Raw genomic sequence first — 12,501 nt, 5'->3', positions numbered from 1 at the left:
CACCACAGAACGCAGAACGCAGAGCGCAGAGCGCAGAACGCAGAGCGCAAAGAGAGCTCTGCAAAGGAGTACTTGCAAAGAAAGCCTTGCAAGTACTCCTTTGCAACTCTAGGGTTGAGCCATGCCCGAGCCCGAAGACCAGTCCCCGGAGCCCGGCCCCCAGGCCGACTCGCAGCACGACTCGCAGCACGAGTCGCAGCACGACGCGCAGGCCGACGTGCAGGCCGAGGAGCCCCTGAACCGCACGCTCGACCCCCGCTCCCTCCGGGCCATCGCCCACCCCCTGCGCATCCAGCTGCTGCGCGCCCTGCGCCGCTACGGACCCGCCACCGCCTCCCAGCTCGCCGAGCGGCTCGGCGAGTCCAGCGGCGCCACCAGCTACCACCTGCGCCAGCTCGCCTCGCACGGCTTCATCGTGGACGACCCGACGCGCGGCAAGGGCCGGGAGCGCTGGTGGAAGGCCGCCCACCGGGGGACGTCCTTCGACGAGACGCTCCACAAGAACCCCGACCCCGAGGTCCAGGGCGCCCTCGACGTCGTCCTGCACGAGATCGCGACCATCCACACCCAGGAGCTGTCGACCTGGGTCGCCACCCGCCACACCTGGGACGAGGCCTGGTACGGCGCCTCGGACTTCAGCGACTTCAGGCTGAGCCTCCCGCCCGACCGGCTGCGCGAGCTCAACACGCGGATCCACGCGCTGATCAACGAGTACAGCGAGACCGCCGACCCCGACGCGCCGGGCGCCGCCTCCGTACGGATGCACCTGCACGCCTTCCCGCAGCGCGGGGACTGACCCGAGCCCCACCGCACGACACGCACGCCCGCACGCCCGCGCGCCCGCACCGTCATCGCCCGCACCACGGAAGGAACCCCGCATCATGCATGCCGACATCCACCTCCAGCTGCACGCGCTGACCGCCGCGGAGCTCCGGCGCGAGGCCGCCGCCGTCCGGCCGTACGCCACCCCGCGCGTCCCCGCCCTCCGCGCCCGACTCGGCTGGACGCTCGTCGAGTTGGGCCTGCGCATGGCCACGCCCGCGCACCGCCCGGCCACTCTGGCCGCATGACCGTGCCGGGGGGGGATCGGGGACCTCAGGGGGACCGCACATGGGGACGGCACAGCACAGCCGCACACCACTGGCCGGCGTCCTGGCCGCCAACGCCATATCCGTCACCGGCAATTCGCTCACGCTCATCGGCGTCCCGTGGTTCGCGCTGGAGACCACGGGAAGCCCCGGCAAGGCCGGAATCGTCGCCTTCTGCGCGGCCGTTCCCGTCGTGCTCGCCGCGATCGCCGGCGGCCCGGTCATCGACCGCCTCGGGCGCCGCCGGGTCAGCATCGCCTCCGACCTGGTCTGCGGGCTCGCGCTCGCCGCGATCCCGCTCCTGCACCAGACGGGTGCCCTCCGGTTCTGGATGCTGTGCGCGCTGATGGCGGTCACGGGCCTGTTCCACGCGCCCGGCGAGATGGCCCGGCACGTGCTCGTACCCGACCTGGCCGGGCGGGCCGGGACCTCGCTGACCCGGGCCGCCAGCCTGTACGACGCGGTGGCGCGCGGGGCCCGGATGACGGGCGCCGCGATCGCCGGACTGCTCGTGGCGTTCATGGGCCCCGGCACGGTGCTGTACCTCGACGCGGCCACCTTCGCCGTCTCCGCGCTCCTCGTCATGGCAACCCTGCGCGGGGTGCCGGCGGCGGAACCGCAGCGCGACGGGCCCCGCCTCTCCGCCGCCCGCTACCGCGCCGACCTGCGCGAGGGGTACGCCTTCCTCTTCCGCGCCCGGCTGCTGCTCGCCATCACCGTCATGGTGATGGTGACCAACGGCCTCAACCAGAGCTGGAGTTCGGTGCTCCTGCCGGTCCACGCCAAGGAGCACCTCGGCGGTCCCGCCGCGCAGGGCCTGCTCGTCTCGGTCTTCGCCGGCTGCGCCCTGGCCGGCGCCCTGCTCTACGGGGCGGTCGGCGAGCGCTTCCCGCGCCGGGCCGTGTTCACGGTGGGCTTCCTGCTCTGCGGCTCCCCGCCGTACATCGTCGCCGCCCTCACCGACACCACAGCGCCGCTCCTCGTGACGGTCGTGGCGGCCGGCTTCGGCGCCGGCGTCCTCAACCCGATCCTGACCACGATCATCTACGAGCAGGTGCCCGACGTGCTGCGCAGCCGGGTCGCGGGCGCGAGCACGGCGGGCGTGCTGCTCACGACCCCGCTGGGCGGTCTGGCGGCGGGTCTCCTGGTCGAGCGGGTCGGTCTCACGGCGACGCTGCTCGGGATCGGGACGGCCTACTTCCTCGCGACGCTCTCGCCGATGGTCTTCCCGGCCTGGCGCGGCATGAACGCCTCTCCCGCGCCCACGAAGGACGAGGACGTCAGCAGGACGGAACCTTCGACTCCTGCCCCTGTTCCAGGGCCCGCAGGGACTCCACCGCGTCGCTGAGCGCGGTCACGGGCACGAGCCGCAGGTTCTTCGGCCGCTCGGCCAGGGCGTCCGAGCACTCGTCCTTCGGTACGAGGAAGACGGTCGCCCCGTCCCGGGCGGCGGCCTGGGTCTTCAGGGAGACCCCGCCGACCGCCCCGACCGTGCCGTCCGGGTCGATCGTGCCCGTACCGGCGACGGTCCGGCCGCCGGTGAGGTCCCCGCCGTGCCCGTCGCCGTCGAGCTTGTCGACGATGCCGAGGGAGAAGAGCAGCCCGGCGCTCGGCCCGCCGATGTCGGCGAGGTGCAGGGTCACCTTCACCTGCTTCGGGTCCTTCTTGAGGTACCCGAGGGCGGCGAGGGTGGCGGCGTCCTGCGACTCCTTCATCTGCCCGAGGTTGTGCTTCTCGATCTCCTCGTCCGACTGCCCCGAGGGGTAGACGGAGTCGTGCGGCAGGACGGCCCGGTCGGTCCGGAACCAGGCGTCGGTGACGTCCGCGAGGTCCACGTCCGTGGACGGCCCGGTCGCGAGGATCGTCGTCATCCGCAGCTCGCCCTCGGTCGGCCGGACCGGGGCGCCGGTGATGGTGATGACCTCCTGGCCCTGGTCCTTGCCGAGCACGTCGGCGGTCGTGCCGGGCTGCGCGATCGCGTACGGCAGCGGCGCGAGCCCGACGACGGCGAAGAGCGCGGCGACGGGCAGGGCGCAGAGGGCGAGGGCACGGGGACGGGAGAGGCTGGAGAGCACGCCCCCAGGCTACTGGGACGCGCGCCGGGACAGGCCTACTGGGGCGCGCGCCCGGACGGGCCTACCGGAGCGCGGTCACCGGTGACCGGCTGCCGGGAGACGGCGGTCGAAGAAGGACCGCACTCCACGCCGTACGACGGCGGTCGCCGCCCGCGTGTCCCCGGCCCCCACGAGCCGGGCCCGCGCCCCGGCGGTGACGAGCCCGGCGGCCTGGAGCTGCGGGACGAGGTGGGCGTAGTCGCTGAAGATCCAGTGGTTGGCGTCGGGCAGCACGACACGGCGGGCCTGCACCCCCACCCAGGAGCGCACGAGACGGTCGGAGAACTCGAATCCGTCCGTGCGGAACATGAGCAGCGGCCGGTCGAGGCGCGCCACGAGCTCCGGGTCCAGGTCGAGGTAGCCCTCCAGGTTGACGCCGGCGGTGATCCGGTCGTCGCCGGCCAGGGCGTGTACGGCGGCGGTGCCGCCCGCCGAGTGCCCGTACACACCGATCCGGCGCAGGTCCATGACGGGGGCGAGGGGCAGCTCCCCGAGCCGGTCGAGGACGAAACGGAGGTCGGCGACCCGCGTGTCGATCATGGTGCGGAAGAGATCCGGGTCCGGATCCCCGCGGAGGACGGTCACCCGCATCCCGCTCGGCAGCTCGACCTGGCTCGCGTCGCCCGGGTGGTCGACGAGGACCACGACCCGGCCGTGGCTCGCGAGGTCCTCGGCGAGGGTGGTCCCGAGGGTGCGGGAGTCGCCGCCGCCGGGGGTGTAGAGCAGCACGGGGCGGCGCCCGGGGAGCGGGGGCGCGTCCACGTGCCCGTGGGTGAGGACGGCGCCCCAGTCGACACCGGCCTCGGGAAGCCCGGGGTGCACGCGGGAGGCGAGGACGGCGAACAGTCCTGCCTCGTCGGGGGTGAGCTGCGGGGCGCGCGGGAAGCCGCGGACGGTACGGGCCGGGTACAGGACGCTGATCTTCACCTCCCGCACCCCGGCGGCGGGCTCCCAGGGGTCGTTGCGGGAGGTGTCCGTCAGGACGAAGGTGCGCAGCCCGACGGGGTGGGGGCCGGTCGGCGCGGGCAGCCGGAGCGCGGCCGTCTCCTCGGATGCGGCGCGGGCGGCGCCGGAGCCGAACAGGACGGCGGCGGCACCGAGGAGGGCGCCCTTGGTGACGGTACGGCGGCTGGGTGCGTCGTGTGGAGTCATGCACGGCATCCTGGGGCGGGGCGGGGAGGACCGCGAACGTTCAGCCTGTACCCGAAAGGCTGGCGCACGGGGGAAGGACGAGAGTTTGCTGCGCATCCACTTCACGACGGAGGACTTCACCCGGGTGCGGTTCTCGCCCCGGCCGTCGCCCGTGCCCGAGCTGCACGCCGCGCTGATGATGCTGGGCGCCCCGCACGAGGAGCTCCTCTTCGGACGGTGGCGGGGCAGGCTGCTGCGCGCCCTGCCGGGTGCGGCCGAGCCGCTCGCGGACCTGGTGCCGGGCGGGGCGGCGCCGTACTTCCTCGACGTCCTCGGCGAGACGCGGGAGGAGGGCCTCGAACTGATCCGTTCGGCCCGGCCGGAGTTCGTACGGTCGGAGCTGGAGCGGGTGTACGCGGGGCAGGGCGCCGTGCCTCCGTGGATCCGGGGCCTGCACGGGGGGAACCCGGAGGCGTGGCGGGTCCTGGAACGGGCGCAGCGGGCGGCGTACGAGACGGTCCTGGCGCCGGTGTGGCCGCTGGTCCAGGACCTGCACCGGGCGGAGTTCACCCGGCATGCGCTGGTGGTGGCGGAGCGGGGGCTCGGGGCGGCGCTGAGGGTCCTGTCGCCGGGGCTGCGGGAGGACACCTGGGAGTGGCCGGGCCCTCCTCGTGACGTACACCTCGCCGGTCGGGGCCTGATCCTCCTGCCCACCTTCCACTGGCGGGGCGGGCCGCTGGTCCAGGACGTCCCGGACGAGCCGGTGGTCCTGACGTACCCGGCGGGCGGGGGGCTGCCGCCGGCTCCGCCGGGCATGTCCGGCGAGGACACCCTGGCCGGGGTCCTGGGCAGGACCCGGGCCGAACTCCTCAGGTCCCTCACGGAACCCCGCACGACGACGGAACTGGCCCGCTGCCTGGGCGTCAGCAACGCGACGGCCTCGGCCCATGCGCAGGCCCTCCGGGCGGCGGGCCTCCTGACGACGACCCGCACGGGCAGGTCGGTCCACCACGCGCCAACCCCTCTGGGCACCCTCTTGACGCCATAGCCGCGCCCCCGTTGTGGGCCCACGTTCCGCCGGGGCGGTGCCCACCCCGTTGTGGGCATGCGTTCCGCGAGGGACGGTGCCCACCCGCCGCCCCCGTTGTGGGCATGCGTTCCGCAAGGGACGGTGCCCACCCGCCGCCCTCGTTGTGGGCATGCGTTCCGCAAGGGGCGGTGCCCACCCGCCGCCCCCGTTGTGGGCATGCGTTCCGCAAAGGACGGTGCCCACCCGCCGCCCCCGCTGTGGGCAGGCGTTCCGCAAGGGGCGGAACGGGTGGGCACAACGGACCCGCGCCCTGCCGGCGCCAGAGGCTTCCGCGCCTGAACCCGCACCCCGTGGACAGCGCACTGGTGGTGCGGGCCGGGGCACGGAACGCGGAGGCGCCGCTAGAGGGCGCCGTCCCGTGTGCCCACACGGCGGGCGGGCGGGGGCACCGCCCAGCCGGGCGCGCGCGTGGGCGGGGGTGCCGCCACGCGCGGGCGTGGGCGGAGGCACCCCGCACGGGCGTGGGCGCTGGCGCACGCGGGCGCCGGACCATGCGGCGCGGGCGCGCGTCAGTGTGGGCCCGCGCCGGTGCGGGCCCGTGTCGTTGCCGCGCGCTCTAGCGCAGCGCGTCGGCGACCTCCCTCGCCGCGTCCACCACCCTCGGCCCCACCCGCTCCGGCACCGCGTCCGCCAGCATGACGACGCCGACGCTGCCCTCGACGCCCGTGACGCCGACCAGGGGCGCGGCCGCGCCGCTCGCGCCGGCCTCCAGTTCGCCGTGGGTGAGCGTGAAGCCGGGTTCGGTGAGGCCGCCCTGCCGGGCGGCGAGGATCGCTCGACCGGCAGCGCCCCGGTCGAGCGGGTGACGGAAGCCGGCCCGGTAGGCGACGTGGTAGTCGGTCCAGGTCGGTTCGACGACGGCGACGGCGAGTGCCTCGGCCCCGTCGACGAGCGTCAGGTGGGCCGTCGCCCCTATGTCCTCCGCGAGCGAGCGCAGCGCGGGCAGCGCGGCCTCCCGCACCAGCGGGTGGACCTGCCGGCCGAGCCGCAGCACGCCGAGCCCCACGCGGGCCCGCCCGCCGAGGTCGCGGCGGACGAGGGCGTGCTGCTCCAGCGTGGCGAGGAGCCGGTAGACCACGGTCCGGTTGACGCCGAGTTTGTTGGACAACTCGGTGACCGTCAGGCCGTGGTCGGTGTCGGCGAGCAGTTTGAGGACTCTGAGTCCCCGGTCGAGCGTCTGGGAGGTCTCCGCGGTCACGACGCCCTCTCCTTCGAGGTGAGTGGCGGCGGATCTCTCACGGAGTTGCGGCGCCGGTCCCGCGGCGACGCACGTCAGAGGCCGCCGGCAGGAAGGGGTACACCGGCTGCGCTCCGCGGCGGCGCTGCCACGGGGCGATTGCTTGTGAGCCGGGACAGTAGCGGCGCGCTCCGCTCAGCGGAAGACCTCGTCCAGAATCCGGGCGCAGGCGGGCGGATCAAGACGGTTCGGGACCTTCGTCGGTCGGACGTGGGACTTTGGCGGACAAGATCGGCTATGTCGTGCCCGTAGCGTGGAGGCGGCCGGAGGCCGACCGTGGGGGCCGGTCTCCGGGCGCGCTCCCGTCCCCGCGGGACGCCCGAGGCCCGTACGCACCCCTGGCGTACGGGCCTCGATGTCATGTCTCGTAGGAACTCACCGCATGCGCGTGGCCCACTCCTGGACCTTCTTGATCCGTTCCCGGATCTGTCCGGCCGTCGCCTCGGCGCTGGGCGGGCCGCCGCAGACGCGCCGCAGCTCGGTGTGGATCACGCCGTGCGGCTTGCCGCTCTGGTGGACGTACGCACCGACCATCGTGTTGAGCTGTTTCCTCAGCTCGAGGAGCTCCTTGTGGGAAACGACGGGGCGGCGTTCCGCCGGAAGCTCCAGGAGGTCCGCCTCGGTGTCCGGCTTCTTGCGGCTGTGCGCGATCTGCCGGGCCTGGCGCTTCTGGAGGAGCAGCTGGACCTGGTCGGGTTCGAGGAGGCCGGGGATGCCGAGGTAGTCCTGCTCCTCCTCGCTGCCGGGGTGGGCCTGCATGCCGAACTCGGCGCTGTTGTACAGCACGCGGTCGAAGACGGCGTCGGACTCCAGCGCCTCGAAGGGCAGCATGTCCTGCTCGCCGGTGTCCTCGTCCTGCTGGCGCTCGGCCTCGGCCATCTCCTTCTCGGACTCGGCGTACGGGTCCTCGTCCTCGCCCGCCTTCTTCGGCCGGTCGAGGACGTGGTCGCGCTCGACCTCCATCTCGTTGGCGAAACCGAGGAGGCTGGGGATCGTCGGAAGGAACACGGACGCGGTCTCGCCGCGCCTGCGGGATCGCACGAAGCGGCCGACGGCCTGGGCGAAGAAGAGCGGGGTCGAGATGGTCGTCGCGTACACGCCGACGGAGAGCCGGGGGACGTCGACGCCCTCGGACACCATGCGGACCGCGACCATCCAGCGTGAGTTGTCCTCGCTGAACTCGTCGATGCGGTTCGAGGCGCCGGTGTCGTCGGAGAGGACGACGGTGGCCTTGGTGCCGGTGATCTCGCGGATCAGCTTGGCGTACGAGCGGGCCGAGTCCTGGTCGGAGGCGATGACGAGGCCGCCGGCGTCCGGGATGGACTTGCGGACCTCGGTGAGCCGCTGGTCGGCGGCGCGCAGGACGTTCGGCATCCAGTCGCCCTTGGCGTCCAGGGCGGTGCGCCAGGCCTGCGAGATCGCGTCCTTGGTCATCGGCTCGCCGAGGCGGGCGGCGATCTCGTCGCCGGCCTTGGTGCGCCAGCGCATGTTGCCGCTGTAGGAGAGGAAGATGACCGGGCGCACGACGCCGTCGCCGAGGGCGTTCCCGTAGCCGTAGGTGTAGTCGGCGGAGGACCGCCGGATCCCGTCGTTCCCCTCCTCGTACGTGACGAAGGGGATCGGGTTGGTGTCGGAGCGGAAGGGCGTACCGGTGAGGGCGAGGCGCCGGGTGGCGGGCTCGAAGGCCTCCAGGCAGGCCTCGCCCCAGGACTTGGAGTCTCCTGCGTGGTGGATCTCGTCGAGGATGACGAGGGTCTTGCGCTGTTCGGAACGGTTGCGGTGGAGCATGGGCCGCACGCCGACGCCGGCGTACGTGATCGCGATCCCGTCGTACTCCTTGCTGAGCGGTCCTGCGCTGTAGTCGGGGTCCAGCTTGATCCCTATCCGCGCCGCCGCGGCCGCCCACTGCTTCTTGAGGTGCTCGGTGGGGGCGACCACGGTGATCTGCTGCACGACGTGGTGGTGCAGCAGCCATGAGGCGAGGGTCAGGGCGAAGGTGGTCTTGCCGGCGCCGGGCGTGGCGACTGCGAGGAAGTCACGGGGCTGCTCCTGGATGTACTTCTCCATCGCGCCCTGCTGCCAGGCTCGCAGCTTGTTGGCGGTACCCCAGGGGGCCCGTCCTGGGAAGGCGGGAGAAAGGTGATGGGAGGAGGTGGCGGTGGTAGTCACGATCTCCGGTTCGACGTTCGTCCAGATATGACAACCGGGCCACCTTACCGGTGGCCCGGTCGGAACCTCGTACGAAACGGGGTGGGGACGAGGCGGTTGTGACTCAGCTCGCGTGGTGGTCGATCAGCTCGCGCAGCCCTTGCGCGATCGCCTTCACCTCGTCGGTCTCGCCGGTCGCGACGGCGATGACCAGGCGTTCCGCCGCGTCGATGTCGGGGCGCAGCTGGACCCCGTTCATGGCCAGGAAGGTGACGCAGGACAGCCAGGCCGTGCGCTTGTTCCCGTCGATGAAGGGATGGTTGATCGCGAGGGACTGGAGCAGCGCGGCGGCCTTGTCGAGGAGGTCCGGGTAGGCCTCCTCGCCGAACATGGCGGCGGACGGCCGGTGCACCGCTGATTCCAGCAGCCCCGCGTCGCGTACGACGACCTTCTGGTCGTCCACCGCGTGCTCGGCAACGAGCAGAACGTCCTCGGCCGAGAGATAGACGCAGCTCACTTGAGCCGCTCCATGAGCTCACGCCACTTGGCCGCCTGCTCCATGGCGGTCTTCCGCACGATCGCCTGCTGGGCGGTACGAGCGAGGTAGTCGTCCACGGCCTGGAGCAGTATGGCGTGCATGCTCGTGCCCTCCTGCTCGGCCCGCAGCTTCAGTGCCTCGGTCTGGTCGTCGCGAAGACGCAGGTTCATGGCCATACCAGAACGGTACCACTCCTTGGGGCCAGAGTGGTACCAACAAGGCCAGGCCCTGCGTCCACCGTCAGGCCCCACCCCCCACCGGACTCCCGTCCAGCCGGGTCGCCACCCACGCCCCCACCGCCGCCACTCCCGCCATCGGCAGGAAGACCGCCGCGAAGGCGGCCGGGTGGGAGCCGGTGGTGGTGCCGGCGTCCATCGCGTGGCCCACCGCGCCGCCGCCGAGGGCGCCGAAGGCCGCGCCGCCCGCGGCGAGCAGCAGGACGTTCGAGAGGCCGTCGGAGATCTGGAGGGCGGCCGAGTTCGCGCCGACCTCCTCCGGGGCGGAGAGCTTCATCAGGAGGACGCTCGTCGAGGAGATCACGGCGCCCATGCCGAGGCAGCCGAAGGCCCAGGCCACCGCGACGACCCAGACGGGCACGGCCGCGATCAGCACGCTGGGCGCGGCGGCGATCGCGAGGGCGACGAGGACCATGCCGAGGACGGTGAGCCGCTCGCGGTACGGCTCCGTCCACGGCCGGGCCTGGATCCAGGAGCCGAGGGCCCAGGTGAGGCCGCCGAGGGCGAGGGAGAAGCCGGCCAGGGTGGGGCTGAGGCCGCGCTGGGAGACCAGCATCAGCGGGATGAAGGACTCGGCGGCGATGAAGGACCCGGCGGCGATGCCACGGAGCAGGATGACGGAGGGCAGCCCGCGGGCGGCCCGGTAGGTGCCGCGCGGCAGCAGACCGCGGACGGCGGGGACGAGGAGCGCGAGGCCGGTGGCGGCGGGCAGGAGGGAGAGCCAGCGCAGTTCCTGCCCGGCGTACTGGAGGAGCGCGGCGCCCGCCGAGATGGACAGGGCCAGCAGGATCCGGCGCCGGTCCCAGGGCGCGAGGGGCGCGGCCGGGTCGGCGGGCCCGGAGGCGGTGCGGCGTATCGCGGGGAGGGCGAGGGCCAGCGGGAAGACGACGAGGACGGGGATGCCGACGAAGACCCAGCGCCAGCCGAGGTGCTCGGTGATCGTCCCGGAGGCGAGCGGTCCGACGACGGAGGGGACGACCCAGGAGGCGGCGAAGGCGGCCATGATCGCGGGCCTGAGGTGTTCGGAGTAGGCGCGGCTGACGATCACGTACAGGGCCACGATGACGAGGCCCCCGCCGAGGCCCTGCACGGCGCGGCCGAGGATGAACTGCCACATGGCGCCGGCGGTCCCGGAGAGCAGCAGTCCGGCGGCGAAGGCGCTGATGCCGGTGGTGAGGGGGGCGAGCGGGCCGCTCCGGTCGGACCACTGGCCGGCGAGGACCATGCCGAAGAGGCTGGTGGTGAAGTACGCGGAGAAGGCGAAGGCGTAGAGGGGGATGCCGTCGAGCTCGCGGGCGGCGACGGGCATGGCGGTGCCGACGGCGGTCGCCTCGAAGGCGATGAGCAGGACGACGGAGACGATGCCGATGCTGAGCGCCCGGTGGTCCGGGTCGAGGACGGACCCCTTGGTGTCGCCGGGTGCGGCAGGGGGTCCGGGGGTGGGGGCGACGTCGGCGTCGCGGGGTTCGAGGGCGCTCATTCCCCCAGAGTAAGAGGTGATCGCCGGGTTGGCTCCTGTCAGAAGTCCTGGCCTTCCTCGGCCCATGGACGTACGACCACGAACGCAGTGTTGCGGCCGTGTGGCAGTCGCATGGCATGCCCCCGGAAACCCTTGAGCCCCTCCCGACCCCCGCCCTACGGTCGTACTCGTGCACAACACGACCGTGTGCCCGAGTGGTTGAGGGGCTCGCCTGCAAAGCGAGTTACGTGGGTTCGAATCCCGCCACGGTCTCCAAGCGATCTTCCTTACGGGATCTTCACAACACCTCGCGGGGTGTGCGACAGTCCGCCCATGAACGTTCAAGGCGGACGCAGACTCGGCACCCTCATCGGCGTGGGCCTCGCCTGCGCCCTGCTGCCCGGCATCACCCTGCGCGGCACGGAGACCGTCGACATCGCGCTCTCCGTCCTGATGGCGGCCGTCGTCATGACGGTCCTCACCCAGGTGATCTTCATAGGCCCCTCGGGCCGCGTCCCCCTCACGGCCCTCCTGGTCTTCGGCCTCGCCGGCTTCGTCCAGGACGCGCTGATCTGGTGGCTGCTCTCCTGGCTGGGCCCGAAGATCGCCTACCTCCACGTCGAGGGCCTCGCGACGATCCTCCTCGCGGCCCTGATCACCCGCGCGACGGTCCTGCTCCTGTCCCAGCTGTCCCCGGCCGTCGAGACGGCCGAGGACTGAGCGGACCTCTCACCGCTCCCCTCCACCGAGACGGCCGGAGCCTGATCGCCTCCCACCGCTCCCGCGACCTCAGGGCCGCAGCTTCTCCGGCAGGGTGACCTTCTCGGCGCACCCGAGCAGCTTCCGGGTGCTCTCCGCGAGCGCCTTCAGCAGCTGATCCGTGGACACGGACCGGGTCGTGCGCTCCGTATCGGTCACGGAGACCTGGAGCGGCAGCTCCTCGCCCTGTCCGGGCCGGGTGCCGGGGACCGTGCACGGCATGATGAGGGGGTGGTCGTCGACCCCGTCGGTGAGGTCGATATAGACCCCCTTCGCCACCTCGCGGAAGTCGCGCGCGTGCTTCCCCTCGGTCACGAAGGTCTCGTCGTACGTCGACCAGCCGACCGTGGCGATGACCCAGGCCGCCCTCCCGTCGGCCCGGCCCTCGATCTGGCAGGGCCGGTAGGTCGTCCGCGCGAGCTTGTCCGTGTCGGGATTCCAGACCTGCGCCTCGGCGAGCATCCGTTGCTTCATCTCGGTGAGCGAGCGGTCGCGCGGCTGAAAACCCTCCCCGAAGTCGGAACGGAGCGCCTCGACGTTCCGCTCCCCGAACACCTGCCCGCAGTTCCTCAGGGCGACCGGGGACACGCCCCCCGAGTGTTCCTCGCCGTCCCCGCCGGCGGAGCACCCGCTCAGGACCAGGACCGCCGCCAGGGCGCCGGCGCCGATCCCCGACAGCTTCCGCGTCTTGCTCACTGTCC

At 72.9% G+C, this 12,501-nt stretch carries 13 protein-coding genes and 1 tRNA gene; 6 read left to right on the top strand and 8 right to left on the bottom strand.

Annotated features, from left to right (window positions below; translation table 11 throughout):
- The first annotated feature begins 121 nt into the window (after positions 1 to 121).
- The 3 genes from ACF07V_RS12370 (at position 122) to ACF07V_RS12360 (ending at position 2,436) form a co-directional block, all read left to right on the top strand.
- The gene (locus ACF07V_RS12370; protein ID WP_392153560.1) at positions 122 to 796 is read left to right on the top strand and encodes an ArsR/SmtB family transcription factor; all 675 of its coding nucleotides are present in this window, start codon (positions 122 to 124) and stop codon (positions 794 to 796) included.
- An 85-nt stretch (positions 797 to 881) separates the two neighbouring features.
- On the top strand, positions 882 to 1,070 hold the full coding sequence (locus tag ACF07V_RS12365; RefSeq protein WP_392153558.1) for a hypothetical protein: 189 nt from the start codon (positions 882 to 884) through the stop codon (positions 1,068 to 1,070).
- Between the two features lie 40 nt (positions 1,071 to 1,110).
- A complete protein-coding gene (locus ACF07V_RS12360) occupies positions 1,111 to 2,436 on the top strand; it encodes an MFS transporter (protein ID WP_392153557.1) in 1,326 nt (441 codons plus the stop codon).
- Here the strand turns inward: ACF07V_RS12360 and ACF07V_RS12355 are convergent.
- Together ACF07V_RS12355 and ACF07V_RS12350 are read right to left on the bottom strand one after the other, a co-directional pair.
- Entirely contained in the window at positions 2,369 to 3,163 is a 795-nt protein-coding gene (locus ACF07V_RS12355) for a S16 family serine protease (RefSeq protein ID WP_392153556.1), read from the bottom strand. The two genes, ACF07V_RS12360 and ACF07V_RS12355, sit on opposite strands and share 68 nt — an antisense overlap.
- A 75-nt stretch (positions 3,164 to 3,238) precedes the next feature.
- Positions 3,239 to 4,354, bottom strand: coding sequence for an alpha/beta hydrolase family protein (locus ACF07V_RS12350; RefSeq protein WP_392153554.1), 1,116 nt, complete (start codon positions 4,352 to 4,354; stop codon positions 3,239 to 3,241).
- An 85-nt stretch (positions 4,355 to 4,439) separates the two neighbouring features.
- Between ACF07V_RS12350 and ACF07V_RS12345 the strand changes: the two genes are divergently transcribed.
- A complete protein-coding gene (locus ACF07V_RS12345) occupies positions 4,440 to 5,381 on the top strand; it encodes an ArsR/SmtB family transcription factor (RefSeq protein ID WP_392153552.1) in 942 nt (313 codons plus the stop codon).
- A gap of 598 nt (positions 5,382 to 5,979) precedes the next feature.
- On the opposite strand, the gene ACF07V_RS12340 is transcribed toward ACF07V_RS12345, so the two are convergent.
- The 5 genes from ACF07V_RS12340 to ACF07V_RS12320 form a co-directional block, all read right to left on the bottom strand.
- Positions 5,980 to 6,621 (bottom strand): IclR family transcriptional regulator, encoded by a 642-nt coding sequence (locus ACF07V_RS12340; protein WP_041129456.1) that lies wholly within the window; start codon positions 6,619 to 6,621, stop codon positions 5,980 to 5,982.
- A gap of 414 nt (positions 6,622 to 7,035) precedes the next feature.
- Entirely contained in the window at positions 7,036 to 8,832 is a 1,797-nt protein-coding gene (locus ACF07V_RS12335) for a DEAD/DEAH box helicase (RefSeq protein WP_392154182.1), read from the bottom strand.
- Between the two features lie 100 nt (positions 8,833 to 8,932).
- Positions 8,933 to 9,325: a type II toxin-antitoxin system death-on-curing family toxin gene (locus tag ACF07V_RS12330; protein ID WP_392153550.1), complete on the bottom strand. Its 393-nt coding sequence runs from the start codon at positions 9,323 to 9,325 to the stop codon at positions 8,933 to 8,935.
- A complete protein-coding gene (locus ACF07V_RS12325) occupies positions 9,322 to 9,522 on the bottom strand; it encodes a CopG family transcriptional regulator (protein ID WP_376584587.1) in 201 nt (66 codons plus the stop codon). Before ACF07V_RS12325 ends, ACF07V_RS12330 begins: the two co-directional genes overlap by 4 nt.
- A gap of 64 nt (positions 9,523 to 9,586) precedes the next feature.
- The gene (locus ACF07V_RS12320) at positions 9,587 to 11,062 is read right to left on the bottom strand and encodes an MFS transporter (RefSeq protein ID WP_392153549.1); all 1,476 of its coding nucleotides are present in this window, start codon (positions 11,060 to 11,062) and stop codon (positions 9,587 to 9,589) included.
- Positions 11,063 to 11,242: 180 nt separating this feature from the next.
- Between ACF07V_RS12320 and ACF07V_RS12315 the strand changes: the two genes are divergently transcribed.
- Together ACF07V_RS12315 and ACF07V_RS12310 are read left to right on the top strand one after the other, a co-directional pair.
- Positions 11,243 to 11,317, top strand: a tRNA-Cys gene (locus tag ACF07V_RS12315).
- Between the two features lie 57 nt (positions 11,318 to 11,374).
- On the top strand, positions 11,375 to 11,761 hold the full coding sequence (locus tag ACF07V_RS12310; RefSeq protein WP_392153548.1) for a hypothetical protein: 387 nt from the start codon (positions 11,375 to 11,377) through the stop codon (positions 11,759 to 11,761).
- A gap of 69 nt (positions 11,762 to 11,830) precedes the next feature.
- On the opposite strand, the gene ACF07V_RS12305 is transcribed toward ACF07V_RS12310, so the two are convergent.
- A complete protein-coding gene (locus ACF07V_RS12305) occupies positions 11,831 to 12,496 on the bottom strand; it encodes a hypothetical protein (protein WP_392153547.1) in 666 nt (221 codons plus the stop codon).
- Positions 12,497 to 12,501: the final 5 nt, after the last annotated feature.

It is taken from the genome of Streptomyces sp. NPDC015661, assembly GCF_043077765.1.
Lineage (GTDB): Bacteria > Actinomycetota > Actinomycetes > Streptomycetales > Streptomycetaceae > Streptomyces.
The sequence above is the reverse complement of the archived record's forward strand: the minus strand, read 5'-3'. Positions and strand labels throughout refer to the sequence as shown.

Excerpts from the sequence above, each read along its gene's own strand:
- ACF07V_RS12320 (WP_392153549.1), bottom strand. The coding sequence starts at position 11,062 with ATGAGCGCCCTCGAACCCCGCGACGCCGACGTCGCCCCCACCCCCGGA.
- ACF07V_RS12325 (WP_376584587.1), bottom strand. The coding sequence starts at position 9,522 with ATGGCCATGAACCTGCGTCTTCGCGACGACCAGACCGAGGCACTGAAG.
- ACF07V_RS12310 (WP_392153548.1), top strand. The coding sequence starts at position 11,375 with ATGAACGTTCAAGGCGGACGCAGACTCGGCACCCTCATCGGCGTGGGC.
- ACF07V_RS12370 (WP_392153560.1), top strand. The coding sequence starts at position 122 with ATGCCCGAGCCCGAAGACCAGTCCCCGGAGCCCGGCCCCCAGGCCGAC.
- ACF07V_RS12350 (WP_392153554.1), bottom strand. The coding sequence starts at position 4,354 with ATGACTCCACACGACGCACCCAGCCGCCGTACCGTCACCAAGGGCGCC.
- ACF07V_RS12365 (WP_392153558.1), top strand. The coding sequence starts at position 882 with ATGCATGCCGACATCCACCTCCAGCTGCACGCGCTGACCGCCGCGGAG.
- ACF07V_RS12360 (WP_392153557.1), top strand. The coding sequence starts at position 1,111 with ATGGGGACGGCACAGCACAGCCGCACACCACTGGCCGGCGTCCTGGCC.